Origin of the sequence: Bacillus sp. MSP13, from assembly GCF_000815295.1 — a bacterium.
Taxonomy (GTDB): Bacteria; Bacillota; Bacilli; order Bacillales; family Bacillaceae; genus Bacillus; species Bacillus vallismortis.
Map to the genome: position 1 here is coordinate 248,769 of NZ_JXAQ01000005.1, position 17,584 is coordinate 266,352.

The 17,584-nt window shown below is 42.6% G+C and carries 19 protein-coding genes; 7 read left to right on the forward strand and 12 right to left on the reverse strand.

All coding sequences use genetic code 11. From position 1 onward, the window contains the following. Positions 1 to 3 precede the first annotated feature (3 nt). From pstA to SC79_RS07335, 7 genes are all read right to left on the reverse strand, one after another. The gene (gene pstA / locus SC79_RS07305; RefSeq protein WP_010328221.1) at positions 4 to 888 is read right to left on the reverse strand and encodes a phosphate ABC transporter permease PstA; all 885 of its coding nucleotides are present in this window, start codon (positions 886 to 888) and stop codon (positions 4 to 6) included. Further along, positions 888 to 1,817, reverse strand: a complete 930-nt coding sequence (gene pstC / locus SC79_RS07310; protein ID WP_039074490.1) for a phosphate ABC transporter permease subunit PstC — start codon at positions 1,815 to 1,817, stop codon at positions 888 to 890. The genes pstA and pstC overlap by 1 nt, the downstream gene beginning before the upstream one ends. 68 nt (positions 1,818 to 1,885) lie before the next feature. Further along, positions 1,886 to 2,788, reverse strand: a complete 903-nt coding sequence (locus SC79_RS07315; RefSeq protein ID WP_039074558.1) for a phosphate ABC transporter substrate-binding protein — start codon at positions 2,786 to 2,788, stop codon at positions 1,886 to 1,888. A gap of 151 nt (positions 2,789 to 2,939) precedes the next feature. Beyond that, positions 2,940 to 5,081: a penicillin-binding protein 2A gene (gene pbpA, locus SC79_RS07320; protein ID WP_039074491.1), complete on the reverse strand. Its 2,142-nt coding sequence runs from the start codon at positions 5,079 to 5,081 to the stop codon at positions 2,940 to 2,942. 113 nt (positions 5,082 to 5,194) lie between these two features. Further along, on the reverse strand, positions 5,195 to 6,610 hold the full coding sequence (locus tag SC79_RS07325; protein WP_420977116.1) for an MFS transporter: 1,416 nt from the start codon (positions 6,608 to 6,610) through the stop codon (positions 5,195 to 5,197). Further along, positions 6,594 to 7,202, reverse strand: a complete 609-nt coding sequence (sodA, locus tag SC79_RS07330) for a superoxide dismutase SodA (protein ID WP_014114427.1) — start codon at positions 7,200 to 7,202, stop codon at positions 6,594 to 6,596. Before sodA ends, SC79_RS07325 begins: the two co-directional genes overlap by 17 nt. A gap of 180 nt (positions 7,203 to 7,382) precedes the next feature. After that, complete coding sequence (locus SC79_RS07335) at positions 7,383 to 7,865, reverse strand: DUF456 domain-containing protein (protein ID WP_039074493.1); 483 nt, start codon at positions 7,863 to 7,865, stop codon at positions 7,383 to 7,385. 109 nt (positions 7,866 to 7,974) lie between these two features. On the opposite strand from SC79_RS07335, the gene SC79_RS07340 reads away from it, so the two are divergent. The 3 genes from SC79_RS07340 to ispG all read left to right on the forward strand — a co-directional run bounded on the left by SC79_RS07340 (position 7,975) and on the right by ispG (position 10,385). After that, a complete protein-coding gene (locus SC79_RS07340; RefSeq protein WP_039074494.1) occupies positions 7,975 to 8,736 on the forward strand; it encodes a DUF1189 domain-containing protein in 762 nt (253 codons plus the stop codon). A 94-nt stretch (positions 8,737 to 8,830) separates the two neighbouring features. Continuing rightward, positions 8,831 to 9,130, forward strand: coding sequence for a LysM peptidoglycan-binding domain-containing protein (locus SC79_RS07345; protein ID WP_039074495.1), 300 nt, complete (start codon positions 8,831 to 8,833; stop codon positions 9,128 to 9,130). 121 nt (positions 9,131 to 9,251) lie between these two features. Continuing rightward, on the forward strand, positions 9,252 to 10,385 hold the full coding sequence (gene ispG, locus SC79_RS07350; protein WP_082022596.1) for a flavodoxin-dependent (E)-4-hydroxy-3-methylbut-2-enyl-diphosphate synthase: 1,134 nt from the start codon (positions 9,252 to 9,254) through the stop codon (positions 10,383 to 10,385). A gap of 24 nt (positions 10,386 to 10,409) precedes the next feature. On the opposite strand, the gene SC79_RS07355 is transcribed toward ispG, so the two are convergent. Beyond that, positions 10,410 to 10,796 carry a hypothetical protein gene (locus SC79_RS07355; RefSeq protein ID WP_039074497.1) on the reverse strand — a complete coding sequence of 129 codons (387 nt, stop codon included), beginning with the start codon at positions 10,794 to 10,796 and terminating at the stop codon, positions 10,410 to 10,412. A gap of 132 nt (positions 10,797 to 10,928) precedes the next feature. Between SC79_RS07355 and SC79_RS07360 the strand changes: the two genes are divergently transcribed. Then, positions 10,929 to 11,510, forward strand: a complete 582-nt coding sequence (locus SC79_RS07360; protein ID WP_039074498.1) for a nucleotidase — start codon at positions 10,929 to 10,931, stop codon at positions 11,508 to 11,510. Between the two features lie 38 nt (positions 11,511 to 11,548). On the opposite strand, the gene zur is transcribed toward SC79_RS07360, so the two are convergent. Further along, positions 11,549 to 11,986: a zinc uptake transcriptional repressor Zur gene (zur, locus tag SC79_RS07365; RefSeq protein WP_039074499.1), complete on the reverse strand. Its 438-nt coding sequence runs from the start codon at positions 11,984 to 11,986 to the stop codon at positions 11,549 to 11,551. 133 nt (positions 11,987 to 12,119) lie between these two features. Then, a complete protein-coding gene (locus SC79_RS07370) occupies positions 12,120 to 13,001 on the reverse strand; it encodes a YitT family protein (protein ID WP_039074500.1) in 882 nt (293 codons plus the stop codon). 113 nt (positions 13,002 to 13,114) lie between these two features. Here SC79_RS07370 and SC79_RS07375 point away from each other — a divergent pair, with 113 nt between their 5' ends. Continuing rightward, a complete protein-coding gene (locus SC79_RS07375) occupies positions 13,115 to 13,369 on the forward strand; it encodes a DUF2624 domain-containing protein (protein ID WP_010330680.1) in 255 nt (84 codons plus the stop codon). A gap of 26 nt (positions 13,370 to 13,395) precedes the next feature. Here the strand turns inward: SC79_RS07375 and SC79_RS07380 are convergent, their stop codons facing one another. After that, complete coding sequence (locus SC79_RS07380; RefSeq protein WP_039074501.1) at positions 13,396 to 14,289, reverse strand: deoxyribonuclease IV; 894 nt, start codon at positions 14,287 to 14,289, stop codon at positions 13,396 to 13,398. Positions 14,290 to 14,298: 9 nt separating this feature from the next. Then, entirely contained in the window at positions 14,299 to 15,615 is a 1,317-nt protein-coding gene (cshB, locus tag SC79_RS07385; protein ID WP_039074502.1) for a DEAD-box ATP-dependent RNA helicase CshB, read from the reverse strand. A gap of 167 nt (positions 15,616 to 15,782) precedes the next feature. Between cshB and vrrA the strand changes: the two genes are divergently transcribed. Together vrrA and SC79_RS07395 are read left to right on the forward strand one after the other, a co-directional pair. Beyond that, a complete protein-coding gene (gene vrrA, locus SC79_RS07390) occupies positions 15,783 to 16,505 on the forward strand; it encodes a VrrA/YqfQ family protein (RefSeq protein WP_039074503.1) in 723 nt (240 codons plus the stop codon). Positions 16,506 to 16,627: 122 nt separating this feature from the next. Next, entirely contained in the window at positions 16,628 to 17,572 is a 945-nt protein-coding gene (locus SC79_RS07395) for a 4-hydroxy-3-methylbut-2-enyl diphosphate reductase (RefSeq protein WP_039074504.1), read from the forward strand. Positions 17,573 to 17,584: the final 12 nt, after the last annotated feature.

A 17,584-nucleotide genomic window follows, 5' to 3' on the forward strand; every position in this document is an offset into this window, starting at 1 on the left:
GTTCTAATTTGCCGTAAGCTTTTTGTAGATCATCGTGCCAAGCCATCTCGCTGCGAGATTAAACACAAGAACAGAAATGACCAGCACCGCAGAACCTCCGTTGGCAATCGCTTCAGCATCCGGAATGATTCCTTGCGTATTTACGTTCCAAATGTGAACGGCAAGTGTTTCAGCGGGCCTGAAAATATTAAATGGCGATGTTTCAGAAAACGGGTTCCATTCTGTAAAATTAAGGCGCGGTGTTGTCAGACCGGCTGTAAATAATAATGCCGCAGCTTCTCCGAATACCCTTCCTGACGCTAAAATCGCTCCTGTAATGATAGAAGGGATTGCACTCGGAATTAAAACCGTTTTTACGGTATGCCAACGTGATACACCTAAAGCGAGAGAGGCTTCCTTCAGATCTTTAGGGACTGAACGAATTGCGTCTTCTGTCACTCGCACCATGACAGGAAGGTTAAAAACAGTTAACGCAAGCGCCCCGCCTATGATCGTATATCCCCAGCCTGTTAAGTTAACAAACATCAGTAATCCAAACATCCCAATCACAATTGACGGAAGTGATGAAAGCACCTCTATACATGTTCTGATAAAATCAGTCACCTTGTTATTAGGCGCGTACTCAGCCATGAACACTCCGCCGCCCACACCGAGCGGGATTGTAATCAGCATCGTGATAAACAAAATATAAAAGGAGTTAAACAGCTGGTCGCGTATTCCTCCTCCAGCTGCTATGGCGCTTGATTTTGTCGTAATAAAGTCAAAGCTGATCTGGGAAACACCGTTTATAATAATATAGGAAAACAAGCCTGCTAGAATGGCTGTGATAATGGCTGCGCACAAACCAAACATTCCGGTAGCCAGTTTATCTGTTATTTTGCGGTTCATTACACTTTCCTCCTAGATGACAAGTAGCGAATAAGCAGGATGAACAAGAATGACATCGCCAGAAGCACCAGTCCCATTGACCACAGCGTATTGTTTTCAACGCTGCCGTACGTGGTATGGCCCATATTTAACGTGATGATCGTTGTCAGTGTTCCTGCAGTGTCAAACAGGCTTTCCGGCAATACTCTTGTATTTCCAATGACCATCTGAACAGCCAAAGCTTCTCCGAATGCCCGTGCCATACCAAGCACAACAGCCGTCATTAATGTCGGAAAAGCCGCGGGCACAAGTACTTTTCTGATTGTCTGCCATCTTGTCGCACCAAGCGCGTAAGAACCTTCTCTTAAACTCTTTGGAAGAGAAGCCATCGCATCAGCTGAGATCGATGTGATGGTCGGCAGAATCATAATCGAAAGGACAATCGTTCCCGCCAATAAACTGTGCCCTGTTCCGCTCGATTTGAACTGAGCGATAAACGGCACTAACACTGTAAGACCTATGAATCCATAAACAACAGATGGTATGCCGACTAAAAGCTCGATCACCGGCTGCAGCACTTTCTTTCCCCAATTCGGCGCAATTTCCGTCATAAAAATCGCACCTGCAATGCCGAGCGGCGCAGCAATGAGTGCAGAAAGAATCGTTACTGCAAATGATCCAAAAATAAATGGCAGCACTCCATATTTCGGATCCGTATCTGTAGGGTTCCAATTTAGGCTCGTTAAGAATTCAATTGGGCTTACACCATTTACCAGAAAAGATTGCAGCCCCTTAACGCCGAGGAAAATGGTGATCGCAACAGATGCCGCAATCATAATAAGCGCACAAGCTGTCACAATCATTCTTCCCCGAACTTCATCCAATTGCCGATTTTGCCTTGAGCTGATTAAACGCTCGCTCACAGACATATTTTCTCTATTGTTTATCATTGTTTTACACTCCTATGAATGTGTTAAGAGGAGAAACGGCTGTCACCGCACTCCTCTTTTTATTAAGATCAGCTTTGCTTCCCTTCGGCATCGCGTGTCACTTTCATATCAGTAACCGGGATGTACCCTTGGTCAGTAACAATGCTTTTTTGAATGTCTTCACTCTTTAAATAATCAAGAAATTCTTTAGCCAAATCTGTCGCTTCACCTTTTGTGTAAGAATGCTGGTAAGCCCAGATCGGATACTCGCCAGCCGCAACATTTTTCGCTTCAGGTTTTACGCCGTCAATAGATAGTGCTGTGACTTTGTCATCTGTTAAATATGAGAATGCAAGATACCCAATCGCTCCAGGAGTATCAGCAATGATTTTTTTCACTGTGTTAGATGAATCTTCAGTAATGCCTTCTGCAGGCTCTTCTCCGTCAAGCGCATATTTCACAAATGTAGCACGTGTACCAGAAGAATCAGGACGGTTTACAAGTGTGATCTTTTGGTCTTTGCCGCCAAGCTCTTTCCAGTTTTTGATTTTGCCAGTGAAGATTTTTTTCAATTCATCCTTTGAAATGTCTTTCACACCAGCATCAGGGTGTACAGCTGCTGCCATACCAACTACTGCGACTTGATGATCGACAAGCGCTTTTGCATCGATTCCTTCTTTTTCTTCAGCAAAAACGTCTGAATTTCCGATCTGAACAGCTCCTTCAGAAACTTGAGAAAGCCCTGTTCCAGAACCGCCAGCTTGTACTTGTATATCTGCATCAGGGTTTTCTTCCATAAACTTTTCTGCGGCAGCGAGTACTAATGGCTGCATAGCCGATGAACCAGAAATGGTTAAAGATCCTGATGCCTTTTCTTCTCCTTTTGCAGAATCGCTTTTTGATTTTTCACTTTCCCCTGCATTTCCGCATGCAGCTGCAATCATCATAAAAGCAGCCATCAGAAGCATAAGCACCCATTTGTTTTTTTTCATTTCCTGAATTCCCCCTGCGTATAATGTGTAATTTGTCCTACACGTATAGAGTAAAGGTTCTGTGTAAAAAGGGTTTGTATTGAATGTTAAGGTTTTGTAAATCAATGCGTTTTTTGTATAAAAAAACGCCCACATAATGTGAGCGTTCCTTTTAGTGATTAGAAGACGTTGCGTTTTCTTCAATTTTGTCTTTATTCTTTTGCTGAGTATCTTCTTTGTCCTGCTTCGATTTCAGCTCAAAATATTTATCCAATACTTCTCTGCCGATATCATTTGTAATGGTATATTTAGCGCCATAATCTATATAAGCCCAAGGCACTACGACAGAGATCGCAATTTCCGGATTATCAGCCGGGGCATAAGCGACAAGTGTCGTATTATAAGTCCCAGTACCTGTTTTTGATTTATCAGGCCCATCATAGAAGGACTGCGCTGTTCCTGTTTTGCCGGCAGGCTGATAGGATGCTGAAGCAAATTGGCTGGCTGCTGTCCCTTTTGTCATCACTCGTCTGAACCCAGCTTGTACTTCTTTAATGTACTCGCTTTTCATATCAATTTTATTCAGCACTTCAGGCTGAACAGATTGGACAACTGCCCCAATCCCTTTTTCAGCATTGGGTTCTCTGACTTCTTTTACAAGTTGCGGCTTCAAGCGATAGCCGCCGTTTGCAATCGTAGATACGTATTGCGCCAGTTCCAGCGGTGTATACGTATCATACTGGCCGATCGCATAGTCAAGCAAGAATCCTGTTAGTCTGTTTGTTCCTTTATAGCCTGTCATTTCATTCGGAAGATCAATTCCCGTTTTGACACCCAATCCAAATTGGCTAAAGTGATTACGGAATGTATCAAAGGCCGCAGTATCTATTGGTAAAGCTTGATGCGGTTTATACTCGCCTTTACCGATTGCGATCGCCGTTTTAAACATAAATACGTTGGAAGACTGCTCTAACGCTCTTTGAATATTAACCGAACCTAAATTCTTCCATGATTTTTTGCCATTTTTATCTTGACCGATATATAACGGCTCATCTTGAAAAACCGTATTTAAGTTAATCGCGCCAGTTTGAAGACCCGTTAGTACGGTTGCACCTTTAACAGCTGACCCCATGGCATAGGATGAAGTCATATTTCCCAAAGCATAATCATCAAACTTGTATGTTCCATTTTCTTGTTTAATCTGCTTGCCTGCCATTGTCAGCACTTCACCGTTTCTTGGATCCATCATGACAACGAAAGCGCGGTCTAACAATTGAGTGCTTGCTCTTGTTTTAGCTGATTTTAAATTCTTCTCAATGATTTTTTCAACGGATTTTTGCAAATCAATATCAATTGTAAGCACGAGATCCTTACCGGCTTTGCCTTCAGAAACGGTTTTTGTTCCCGTGACATTGCCGTTTGCATCTGTGATGTTTTCGACTTTAGCTTTTTGTCCTTGCAGAAGGCTTTCGTATTGGTATTCCAAATAGCTTTTCCCGACTCTGTCATTTCGGCTGTAGCCAAGCGACAGATAATGGTCGAGCAAGTTGGACGGCAAGCCTTCATCAGAGCTGGAAACACTTCCGAGCACTGAACGAAGAAGATTTTTATACGGATATTCACGTTCCCAATCGGACGTGACATCAACACCCGGCAGTTCGTTTAAATGTTCACTCACCACTGCCATTTCCTTCGCTGATACATCTTCATTTTTGATATATTGAGGAGTCAATGCGTATCCTGAATCCATCTGTCTTTTGATGGCGAGGATCTGCATGTCTTTATCCGTCAGGTCATTCATCTGCTTATCGGTAATCCGTTTCAGCTGAAGCTGATATAAATCGGCATCGGATAATTTTTTGTCTTCTGCCTGCTGTCTTTCTTTAGAGGTAATCAACTTTTTGGCTTCATTTGGCCTAGTCAATATCCAATAATCCTTCTTATCCCGTTCTGTTACTTTTTTCGTATCGACTTTAATCATCTCGGACAGCTTTTTTGCGATCTTTAACCGCTGCTCTTGCGAGGTTGATTTAGATCTAGTGTATGTGATTGCATTTAAAGCCTTATTTGTCACGATGGCATTAAAGTTGCGATCATAAATTTTCCCGCGCGGCACCGCCGAGCTGACTTCACTTTGTTCCTGCTTATTCGCTTGATTTTTGTAGTCATCGCCTTGCACGATCTGCTTGATGCCAAGTTCCACAATGATCCAGGTAAAGATAACGAAGGCAGCTAAGAATAAAATATTCAGCCGGATCGGAAGCGACTTCTTTTTCTCTTTATGATTTTGTTTTTTTGGTTGATTTCTCCTCATAACATCACCTTTTTCTATTTACAGAAAGAAAAGACACTCAAGTAAGAGTGCCAATTTACATTTTAAAGGTTTTTTCGACTTTTTTCTACAGATAACCCCTTTTTGACAAAAAATTATCTTTCGCCTTTTAAAAGATTCGGTTCCGTGACCCGTTTTTGGCCGTCTTCTTCCATCGTTTGATTTTCCTCTTCTTTATCCTTAAAACGGATGTCCTTGACAAAATAATAAATCAGCGGATGTCCTACGCCCAAGATCGCGAGTGACAAAGGAATTCCCACGTCCTCCTTCAGAAGGGCCACGATCAGGAGAAAAGATAAAATGGAGACGATCCTGCCGGCGTTTAAAAACAATTCCCTCAGCACGATATATTCGATTCTTGCTTTTCTGGCATGTCTCGCCCGGCCTATCACATCATATGTAAGTGATACATATGGCACGAGCAAAAGAGGATAGCCAATCGCAATAAAAACGCCGTATGTCAATAATGTTGTAAAGCTCATATGAAACAGAATCAAAAACAGCGCTCCATACAGAATAAGACCGCCCAGCAAAATCGATTTTTTCCTGGCCTTTTTCTTAATCAGCCTGGACGCAAAGTAATAGGCAAAGAAAGAGACAGCTGAGTTGACAAAGCCGAATGTGCCAAGGGCCAGTTCGCTATTTGTTTCAATAAATACAAAAACACTGATTAAAAAAATGAAAATGCCTTCTCTCAAGCCTTGAAAAAAATGCGCATTTGTAATTCTGCGCCAATTCATATTGCTATGGCGCTCTCCAAACACTTTGCTAAGCATAAATCGGCCCTTTGATTCTCTTCGTTTTAAAAAAAAGCTCATCACAACAGCCAATGCAAACAAACTGAGAGAGAGGCTGAAAATCACTGTGTAACCCGTATTATTTTCAAGCCTTGAGATGACAAATCCCGCTACAATCGGACCGATCATTCCTGCAGAGGAAGACAGAATGCCCATAAATCCGTTGAAAAAGTCTCGCGTATCTGGCTCTGTGATTTCAAAGGTCAGCACGTTAAACGCAAGCCAATAAAAGCCATAGCCCACTCCGAGCACTGCGCCAATCAGCACAAGCCGGCTGGCTGCTGTTTCTCCGGCTAAAAGCACACTTAAATAAAAGGCAGCTAAAAAAATGACGCCGAATCTTAAAATGAACACCCTGTCTATTTTTTTGGCTAACCGTCCAGCCAAATAAAAGGTTATCGGCTGCATTGTCACAATGGATAAATTATATATCGCCAAATCAATAAACTTCCCTGACTGCTTCCAGAGATACACATTAACAAATGTATTGGACAGGGCAATTCCCAGTGAGTAAAGCCCGCCAATGGTCAATAGAAAAAGTAACCCTTTGTTTACGTCTACATCGCCAATCACTTTTTTTAGTTTGCTCATTACTGACTCCCCTTTACTATCCCTTAGTCTGTCTCTCTCAAACCGAGATATGTAAAAAGAAGACATAAAAAAACAAGGCCCTCTATTGAGGACCTTGCTAGTGTCATTATTTTGCTTCGCTATATAGACGAGCCACTTCGTCCCAGTTTACAACATTCCAGAATGCTGAAATGTAATCAGGACGGCGGTTTTGATAGTTAAGGTAGTATGCATGCTCCCAAACATCAAGGCCTAAGATAGGCGTTTTGCCTTCAGAAAGCGGAGAATCTTGGTTTGGCGTGCTTGTGATTTCAAGTTTGCCGTTGTTCACAACAAGCCATGCCCAGCCAGAACCGAAGCGTCCAGCTGCCGCAGCTGCGAATTGCTCTTTGAATTTGTCAAAGCTTCCAAATACACTGTTGATCTCATCAGCAAGCGCGCCAGTCGGCTCGCCTCCGCCGTTTGGAGATAAAAGTGTCCAGAATAATTTGTGGTTCGCGTGTCCGCCGCCGTTGTTGCGGACTGCAGTGCGGATGTTTTCCGGAACAGAATTAAGATCTGCAACAAGCTCTTCAACTGATTTGTTAGCAAGAGCAGTGTTTCCTTCAACCGCTTTGTTTAAATTTGTAACGTATGTGTTGTGGTGTTTCGTATGGTGAATAGTCATAGTTTCCTTGTCGATATGCGGTTCTAAAGCATCGTACGCATAAGGTAATTCTGGAAGTTCGTAAGCCATGATAATTCCTCCTTTAATATATATATGTACTGAAATGCCGCTTCACAGCGAGCCTTTCTTCATTCAATGTAACAAAAGAATGCTGCGTAAGCAATGAAAAAGCTCACTTCTTGGCTCATTTCAGCGGATATATTTCACTTTAACCGATAATTCGCCTCATTAAACATCCGCCCGCCATTCTTATAGAACCGTCCATAAAAAATATCCGATCATCAACAGCTGTATCATGCCCTTTGCAATAACGCCTGTTAAAAAGCCGATGAGTGAGCCGAGCCCGATTTTAAACGCTGACTTGACGTCCTTTTGGTGGACGATAAGTTCTGCACAAACAGCCCCGATAAACGGACCTAATATGATCCCTGCAACCGGAATGATGAATGGCCCAATTAATAAACCGATTGTGCTTCCCCATATGGCAGCTTTGCTTCCGCCGAACCTTTTTACTCCAAGCAGATTAGACACATAATCCGCGGCGAATAATACTGCGGCAAAAACAGCTTCCACGAGCCAGAACATATAAGAATACGGACTGAAAGAAAACAAAAATCCATACAATACAAATCCGGCAACGATAAATATGACACTCGGAATAATGGGATACACCAGGCCAATAAAGGCGATGATAAATACCGCCGCAATCAACAACCAATACAACATATCCATAGCATCCTTCCTCCCTTTTACACCTGTCTTCTTCATGTCTTCCTTGTATTCACACGCAGGCAACGATACAATAAGCAACATATATTAGTTTAGCTAGGAAGTGAAGATAGTGAATGTATTTCAGCTTTTCATCAAAAGTACATACTCCCCCCGTGATATTGCAAAAACAAGATTTCAAGGAATCGGAAAAGCGATTCTTTATGTATTTTTACTTTCTGTCCTTTTTGCAATTCCTACCGCTTATTATGTAAGCTCAGGGACCGTCAAATCAATGAATGCCTTTAAAACCGTGTTAAACAAAGATTTCCCTGATTTCACAATTTCAAACGGCAAACTTCAAACGGATACGAAAAAAGCCACGGAATCACAGGCAAATGGTTTCGTTATCGTATTTGATCCGACCGACGCCTACGGCACCAAGCAAATTGAAGCAAAGCAAAACGCGATCGGCATCCTCCAGAACAAATTTGTTTTGTCCATTGACGGACAAGCCCAGGAGATGCCTTACTCTATGATGCCGTCAGAGATAAAGAAGAAAGATGTCATTACAGGTTTAAACCAAAATAAAACGATGGTCGTCGTTGTTCTCTCAGCTCTCATTTTCCTCGTAACTGCCGCAGGAAAATGTATTGAAGTATCATTCTTGGCGCTTATCGGGGTCATCATTAAGAATTCGCAGAGAAAGCAACTGTCCTACCATCAGCTCTGGAAGCTTTCCGCCTATTCCATCACCCTTTCGACCGTATTCTTTACGATCATGCGTGCATTAGAAGCGACCGTCCCAAGTGAATTTTTACTGAACTGGTTTGTCAACTTTGTCATCCTGTTTCTCGTGTTGAAAGAGATTCCATCCAAAAAAGCTGCTGTATAATCCGAGACTGCATTCGCAGTCTCTTTTCTTTTGTCATGAATCTAAACGGACAAGCATACTATAGTATAAAATTTCGTATGCGGGGGAAAAAGTGATGAAGCGTCTTACCTTTGTATGCAGCATTGTTTTTATTCTTTTTATTCTTTTTTATGATCTTAAAATTGGAACAATACCCATGCAGGACCTTCCTGTGTATGAAGCATCAGCAGAAACGGCTGCACAAAGACCGGTTTATAAAACCGTTAAGGTACAGCCGGGTGACACGGTTATGTCAATTGTCGGACAAGCAGGTTCGTCAGACGACATTGTAAAGGATTTTGAAGCACTGAATCCGAATGTGAGGGCGAATGCCATTCAAGCCGGAACAGCGTACAAATTCCCTGTCTACCCTTAATTAACGTTAATTTCTTGTCAGTTTGGCGAAGACACTGTTACAATGTAATTTGTAAAATAAATTCACATACACCATACTAGAATTGTTACATCTAGAAGCGGCAACTACAATTAAGGAGCGATTGCAAGTGAGTGAAATCACACATCGTACAAAAACGCGTCCCGTAAAAGTGGGACCTTTAACAATAGGCGGCAACAATGAAGTTGTCATCCAAAGCATGACAACAACAAAAACACATGATGTAGAAGCAACGGTTGCGGAGATTAACCGTTTGGCTGAAGCCGGATGCCAAGTCGTTCGGGTAGCATGTCCGGATGAACGGGCGGCAAACGCCATTGCAGATATTAAAAAACGGATTACCATTCCGCTCGTTGTAGACATCCATTTCGATTATAAACTTGCGTTAAAAGCCATTGAAGGCGGCGCTGATAAAATCCGAATCAACCCTGGCAACATCGGCCGCCGAGAAAAAGTCGAAGCGGTCGTTAAAGCGGCGAAAGAAAAAGGGATTCCGATCAGAATCGGAGTAAACGCTGGTTCACTCGAAAAGCGGATTTTAGAAAAATACGGTTACCCGACTGCCGATGGAATGGTAGAAAGCGCACTTCATCACATTAAAATTCTTGAAGATCTTGACTTCCACGATATTATCGTCAGCATGAAGGCATCGGACGTCAACCTTGCGATCGAGGCTTATGAAAAAGCGTCAAAAGCATTTGATTACCCGCTGCACCTCGGGATTACCGAATCGGGAACGCTGTTTGCCGGAACAGTAAAGAGCGCAGCAGGACTCGGCGCAATTTTAAGCAAGGGCATCGGAAACACCTTGCGTATTTCTTTAAGCGCAGATCCTGTGGAAGAAGTAAAAGTAGCAAGGGAGCTTCTGAAATCTTTCGGCTTAGCCTCCAATGCTGCCACACTCATCTCATGTCCGACTTGCGGCCGTATTGAGATTGACCTCATCAGCATCGCCAACGAAGTGGAAGAGTATATTTCCAAAATTAAAGCACCGATCAAAGTTGCTGTTCTAGGCTGTGCTGTAAACGGACCTGGTGAAGCAAGAGAAGCCGATATCGGGATTGCCGGTGCACGTGGAGAAGGGCTGTTGTTCCGGAAAGGAAAGATTGTTCGTAAAGTTCCAGAAGAAACAATGGTAGAGGAACTTAAGAAAGAAATCGACATTCTAGCTGAGGAACACTACGCAAAACTTGAAGCTGAAAAAGCAAAATTAAAAGAAGAGACACAAAAAGCTTGACGGGAACCCGTCAAGCTTTTTATGTTAAAAAAACGGAATAATAAATATTCCCAGCACTAACGAGACGACACCGATACCCATCGCCCAAGCTCCCAGGCCCTGGGCACCTCTTCTTCTTGCGATATAGCCGACAATAATACCGGCAGCTCCCAATAAAACAGGCAGTACAAACAAAGAAATAATGGACAAGGCTAACGCAATATATCCCATTCCCCGTCCTTCATTAACATTGCCGCCGGTGCGGTTATTGTCTCGATCATTGTTGCGATCACTAGCACGGTAAGGTTCTGCGATTTCAGCAGCCGTTTCCTCAAAAAAACCATCATTGTCGCGGGTAATATTTGTGCCTTCAGAACCATGATCAACATAGTAGCTGTTGTTGTCACGTTTTTCGTAATCTGCCACCTTCAATTCCCCCTTCTGTTTTATTAAAGGAGCTTTTATAGTTTGAACCAATTTACCCGTTTCATGTTTGCTAAACTTTTCTGGTAATGTTAATTGTTTATGTTACACTTGAAAGGATGAAACTGAAGGAGTGTGGGCATGTTACACTTAGGAATAGATATTGACGGCACAATAACAGCTCAGGATACATTCGTCCCTTATTTGAACCGCTCGTTTAATCTTTCCATTTCATTAGACGATATGACGGATTATGATTTGACAAAGCTGTTACATATTACGCAGGAAGAATTTTGGGATTGGATGAATCACAATGAAGCGATGATATATAAGGAAGCAATGCTTGCGCAGCACGCAAAACAGTCACTTGACCTCCTTAAAGAGGAACACAAGCTTATTTTTATTACAGCCAGACGAACTCATCTCACTACTATTACCTATGAATGGTTTGACAGACAAAACATTCATTACGACCACATCGAACTCGTTGGCGGCCATCATAAAGTGGATGCAGTCAAAAATCACAACATCGATTTATTTTTTGAAGATCATCACGGAAATGCAATGATGATCGCGAAAGAAGCCGGGATTCCGGTGATTTTATTCAATTCCCCTTATAATCAGCTTCCCATTGATTCGAATATCATCAGAGTGAGCAACTGGCTAGAAGCCGTTCAATGGATAAACAAAAACAAGCATCATTTGATACGTGTCAATAACTAAAAAAGGAGCCCTTGGCCCCTTTTTTCATATCTATACAATTACACAGTTGTGCTTTCTTGGTTTTCCGCTGCACAACCAGGGCAGGTGCCGTAAATCTCAAATTTATGCCCGCTGACCTGATAGCCATCCAAATCATCATAAAGCTTGTCCATTGGACATGACTCAATTTCCTTAGTTTTGCCGCAGGCAAGACAAATAAAGTGATGGTGATGATGGGTAAACGAACATTTAAATCGGAAGAGCTTTTCACCGGACAGCTCAGTTGTTTCCAAAATACCTAGTTCTTCATATAAAGAAAGGTTTCTGTAGATTGTATCAAAGCTTAATCCGGGATAATCATCATTTAATGCGGACAGTACGTTTTTAGCGGTAAGATACTTGTCTGAATCAGCAAAAAGCTGCAGCATATCTTCCCGTTTATTTGTATATTTATATCCGTTTTCTTTCAGTAGGTTCAACGCTTCTTGTACGTTCATGAAGGGTCCCCCTTTTCTTTGCTTACGAACGTATCACATGTATGAAAAAGAAAATGGCAGCTGTCTGACCAGCAAGCCATTTTTTTACCGCAGATAAATTATACCCATAAAATGAATAAAAGTAAATGAAAGCCTAGTGAATTGCGTTTTTGAATTTTCCGCCTCTCGTTTCATGAGTATTCATAATGGTAATGAAGGCGTTATGATCTACTTCAAACACAATCGCCTTCAGCTTTGTCACTTCCAGTCTAGTGACAACCGCATAAATCACGTCCTTTTCTTCGTCAGTATATCCGCCTTTTCCCTTCAGCTTGGTTGTTCCTCGACCAAGACGGTGCAAAATCGCATCGGAAATTTCGTCATACTGATCTGACACAATAATGACAGCTTTTGTTTCATCAAGCCCCTGAATCACGGCATCAATGGTTTTCATCGCAATATAATAAGTCATGAAAGAGTACATCGCTTGCTCAGGGCCGAACACAAAACCAGCCCAAATGAAAATGAATACATTGATGAGCATAACAAACTCACCTACTGAAAAGGGCAGTTTTTTCGTCAGCAAAATCCCGAGAATTTCTGTGCCGTCCATTGAACCTCCGTTTCGAATAACGAGCCCGACACCAAAGCCGAGTAAAAGACCTCCGAACACAGTTGCCAAAATAGGCTGAGTTGTAATGGCTTCTACATGGTGAAGCGAAGATTCAATAACGGCAAGCCCCACAATCCCAATCATCGTCGAGACAAGGAAGGTCTTACCGATATATTTATACCCGAAGATCATAAAAGGAATATTTAAAATGACAACAAATATAGCAAAATTCAGAACGGGCGTTGACATAAAGAGGTAGTCTAAAATAAGTGATACACCAATAATTCCGCCATCAATAAAATTGTTGGGGATTAAAAATAATTCAATGCTAACAGCCGCAGATGCAGCTCCTGCGAGAATCATGAAGACCCTGAACATAAAGCGGGAAAATGTTTCTCTCTTATGTTGTTTGGTTGGGGTCATAAAATCTCCTTTCCTGAAATATTGATATTAAATAATTATAAATCTATTTTACCATTAAACACTGACACATTTTGCTGATTTGCCATACATTAAGTCTGGAGGTGGAACGATCGATGATTTTATTTCAAAGAATTATTTTGCAGCGCCTTAATCAGGCTACTGCTGACGATTTGCTGAAGTACTCAAAACAATACGGAATCAGTTTGACAAGACCGCAAGCCATTGAAGTAGCAAACCTGCTATACGGGAAAAATGTGAACATTTTTAATGAGAATGAACGAATGCGGCTGCTGAAACAGGTAGAGGCCATTACATCAAAAGAAACAGCTCAAACCGTTAATGAATTATTCAAACAATTCACAAGCTAAAAAATGGGGGACCTATCCCCCATTTTTTATTGCTGTATAATTTTTTCGAGCAAATTGTCATCAAATTGTTTTTCTTTCAGCATGTCAATCTCAAAGCGGTATGGCGGCTTCTTATTCTTTTTATCTTCACCGACATACGGTGTTTCAAGGATTTTTGGAATGTCTTTTAACTGCTCATGGTGAACCACATACTGCAGTGCCTCAAATCCGATTTCACCAAAGCCGATGTTTTCATGGCGGTCTTTTCTCGCGCCTTTGACATTTTTGCTGTCATTAATATGGAGCACTTTTATACGGTCAATGCCGACGATTTTATCGAACTCATTTAGCACGCCGTCAAAGTCTTCAACAATCTGATATCCGGCATCATGTGTATGGCACGTGTCAAAGCATACCGACAGAAGCTCATTGTGTGTAACGCCATCGATAATCTGTGCAAGCTCCTCAAAGCTTCTGCCGCACTCTGATCCTTTTCCTGCCATTGTTTCTAATGCAATCTGGACATTTTGATTCGGATCAATTACTTCGTTTAATCCTTCAATAATTTTTTTGATGCCTGCCTCGGCTCCCGCTCCTACGTGAGCGCCTGGGTGAAGGACAATCTGCTTCGCTCCAATGGCCGCTGTCCGCTCAATTTCAGAACGAAGAAAATCAACACCCAACTCAAAAGTGGACGGATTTGTCGTGTTGCCTATATTAATAATATAAGGCGCATGTACGATAATCTCGTCAATGCCGTTTTCTTGCATGTGTGCCCGGCCAGCTTCTATATTTAAGTCTTCAATTTTCTTTCGGCGCGTATTTTGCGGTGCGCCAGTATAGATCATAAACGTGTTCGCCCCATAAGAGGCCGCTTCCTGGCTTGCAGCCAGAAGCATATGTTTCCCGCTCATAGAGACGTGTGAGCCTATTCTCAACAACAGGTTCCCCTACTTTCTTTTTTTAGATTGGTTTCTTCTCTGTTTTTTCTTGATTTTCTCCATCTCATAGCTCATTTTCTTTTTATATCCAGGCTTTACCTTCTTCGGTTTTTTCACAAGACGATGCGCCATTTCATCCGCTTCGTTTGGCGTTTTTTTGCGCTTCTTGCGGCGCTGGCGGTCATCGCCTTTTTTCCACTCGCCCTTTTCAAGCTCTAAATAATCAAATTCGATGCCCATTTTCTCGAGTCTGGCTAATGCATCCTCATCAGAAATCTCATAAATAGTCATCGCTTGTCCTGATGAGCCGGCGCGAGCGGTTCTGCCCACACGGTGGACATAAAAATCAAGGTCCTCCGGCAGCTCATAGTTGATCACATGGCTGACACCTTTAATATCAATGCCTCTTGCAGCAAGGTCAGTTGCAATGACATAAGTGAATTCCAAATCATTAATCTGTTTCATGACTTTTTTCCGCTCACGAGGCGTTAATCCGCCATGCAGCAGGCCGATTTTCATGCCCTTGCCAGTCAGATATTGAGCAATATGGTCAGCCGTGTTTTTCGTATTGGCAAACACAATGCCCAGGTAAGGATTCAAATGGGACATGATGTCAAAAAGGAGCTTGTCCTTGTCACGATGTTTCGAGGGAATGAGAATATGCTCGATTTTCGCGGCAGTCACCTGTTTTGGCTCCACGTGGGCGTATTTCGGATTTTCCATATACTTTTTCAAAAATGGTTTCAGCTTTTCCGGAATGGTCGCTGAGAACACAAGCATCTGCAAATCCTCAGGCATGCGGGAACCAATGTAATCCACATCTGCAATGAACCCCATGTCCAGCATCAAATCCGCTTCATCAATGACGAGCGATTCCGCTTTATGAACACTTAACGCCTGTTCTTTGATTAAATCGGCAATCCGGCCGGGTGTGCCGACGACAAGGTGCGGCTGTGTCTTCAGTTTATCAATCGATTTTTGTTTATCTGTGCCTCCGATAAAACATTTCGAGCGAATCTGGACGCCTTCTTCACCTTGAGTAATTTTAAGCGCTTCCTGATGAATCTGGTTGGCAAGCTCTCTTGTCGGAGCGGTGACGACAACCTGAACGACATCTTTAGCAGGATCGATTTTGTTTAATAAAGGCAGTAAATAAGCGTGCGTCTTTCCGGTTCCCGTCTGTGACTGGCCGATGACGCTTTCTTTTTTTAACACTGCAGGAATCAGCCTTTTCTGAATATCTGTCGGTTCGTAAAAACCAAGGCGATGTACTGCATCTATAATAAACGGTTTCAATTCATATAGTTCAAATTTTGTTTCTTTCATTTTTCCCAGCTCCTTAAAGCGGACATTATGTATCCATCATTACATTATACCCGATTTCGCTTAAAAACACCACGGTTGCAAGGCTTTTGTTTTATTCGGTTATGTTAAGCAAATGCCGAAGCACATGCATATTCTAATAGCAGAGAGAGCTGAAAGGAGGTACAAGTATGTTTTCACCACAGCAGCCGATGAGAAATTATCAACAGCCCGGACCGCCCCGCCCCATGCCAAATCAGCAAATGATGGGCAGGAGACCGCCTAATATGCGCAGACCTTCATTTGGACAGCAGCAAGGTTTTCAGCAATCAGGACCATTTCTTCCTCAGGCAAATGCCGGGGCAAGAAATAGTGCAGGTTCAGGCGGGGGCTTAAAAGGAATGCTGTCAAGGTTTTTGCCCGGCGGAGGAGGCGCTGGCGGCGGAGGAGGCGCTGGCGGCGCAGCAGCGAGCGGAGGAGCAGGTCTCCAAGGGATTCAAAATATCGCCAACCCTTCATCTTTATCCAGCATGCTCGGGAATGTGCAAAAAGTGCTTGGCATGGCGCAGCAAGTCACGCCTATGATCCAGCAGTACGGCCCGTTAGTCCGTAACCTGCCGGCAATGATGAAGCTGTACAGCCAATTAAGTAAAAGTGATGATACAGAGAGCAACGAGGATCATGAAAAACAAACAGATGCGGAAGATACCCCAGAAACAGAGAACAAGGCTGAAGCAAAGACCTCAGATGATGACAAAAAATCAAAGCAAAAAGGTTCTTCTCTCCCCATGAAATCTAAAAAACCTGACAGTGAAAAGCAAGAATCAAAAACATCTGCCCCGAAGAAAAATAAAACTGCCCCTCCTTCTTCAAAAAGAAGATCAGGCAGTTCAAAGCCGAGATTATATATTTAACATTCTTTGATATCTGAAGTGAGATTGGCTATAATGAGATCAGAAGAATGCAAGAATAGAGCCGTTTGATTACGGCTTTTTATATTGCTTTTACCCACTTCAGTATTGGAGGATAACCAAAAATGGACGTAATTAAAATATCGCCGCGCGGCTATTGCTATGGCGTTGTTGATGCTATGGTCATTGCCAAAAACGCGTCACTTGATAAGAGCTTGCCAAGACCCATCTATATCCTCGGGATGATTGTTCATAATAAACACGTCACTGATGCGTTTGAAGAGGAAGGAATCTTTACATTAGACGGCTCTAATCGTCTGGATATCCTGAAACAGGTTGACAAAGGCACTGTGATTTTCACTGCTCACGGTGTTTCTCCTGAGGTCAGAAAAATCGCCGAAGAAAAAGGATTGGTCGCAATTGATGCTACATGTCCGGATGTGACGAAAACCCACAATTTAATTCTAGATATGAAAGACAAAGGTTATCACGTCATCTATGTCGGCAAAAAAGGGCATCCAGAGCCTGAAGGAGCGGTTGGTGTAGCGCCTGAGATCGTTCACTTAGTTGAAACCGAAGAAGATGTGAAAAATCTTGATATCCAAGCAGAAAAATTGATCGTGACCAATCAAACAACAATGTCTCAATGGGATGTTCACGACATTATGGAGCTTGTCAAAGAGAAATATCCTCATGTCGAATATCACCAAGAGATTTGCCTGGCTACCCAGGTACGGCAGGAAGCTGTATCAGAACAGGCGAAAAAAGCGGACCTAACAATCGTTGTCGGCGACCCGAAAAGCAACAATTCAAATAGGCTCGCTCAAGTGTCAGAGGAAATAGCCGGCACAAAAGCATACCGAATCGGCGATTTGAGCGAATTAAAGCTCGAATGGCTGAAAGGCGTTCATACCGTCGCCGTTACTGCGGGGGCTTCAACACCAACGCCGATTACAAAGGAAGTCATTCGCTTTTTGGAGCAGTTTGATCATGAAGATCCATTAACTTGGACAACTGAACACAATATACCGCTCAAAAAAATACTCCCGAAAGTAAAAGCAAAAAACTGAGGCTGAATAAGC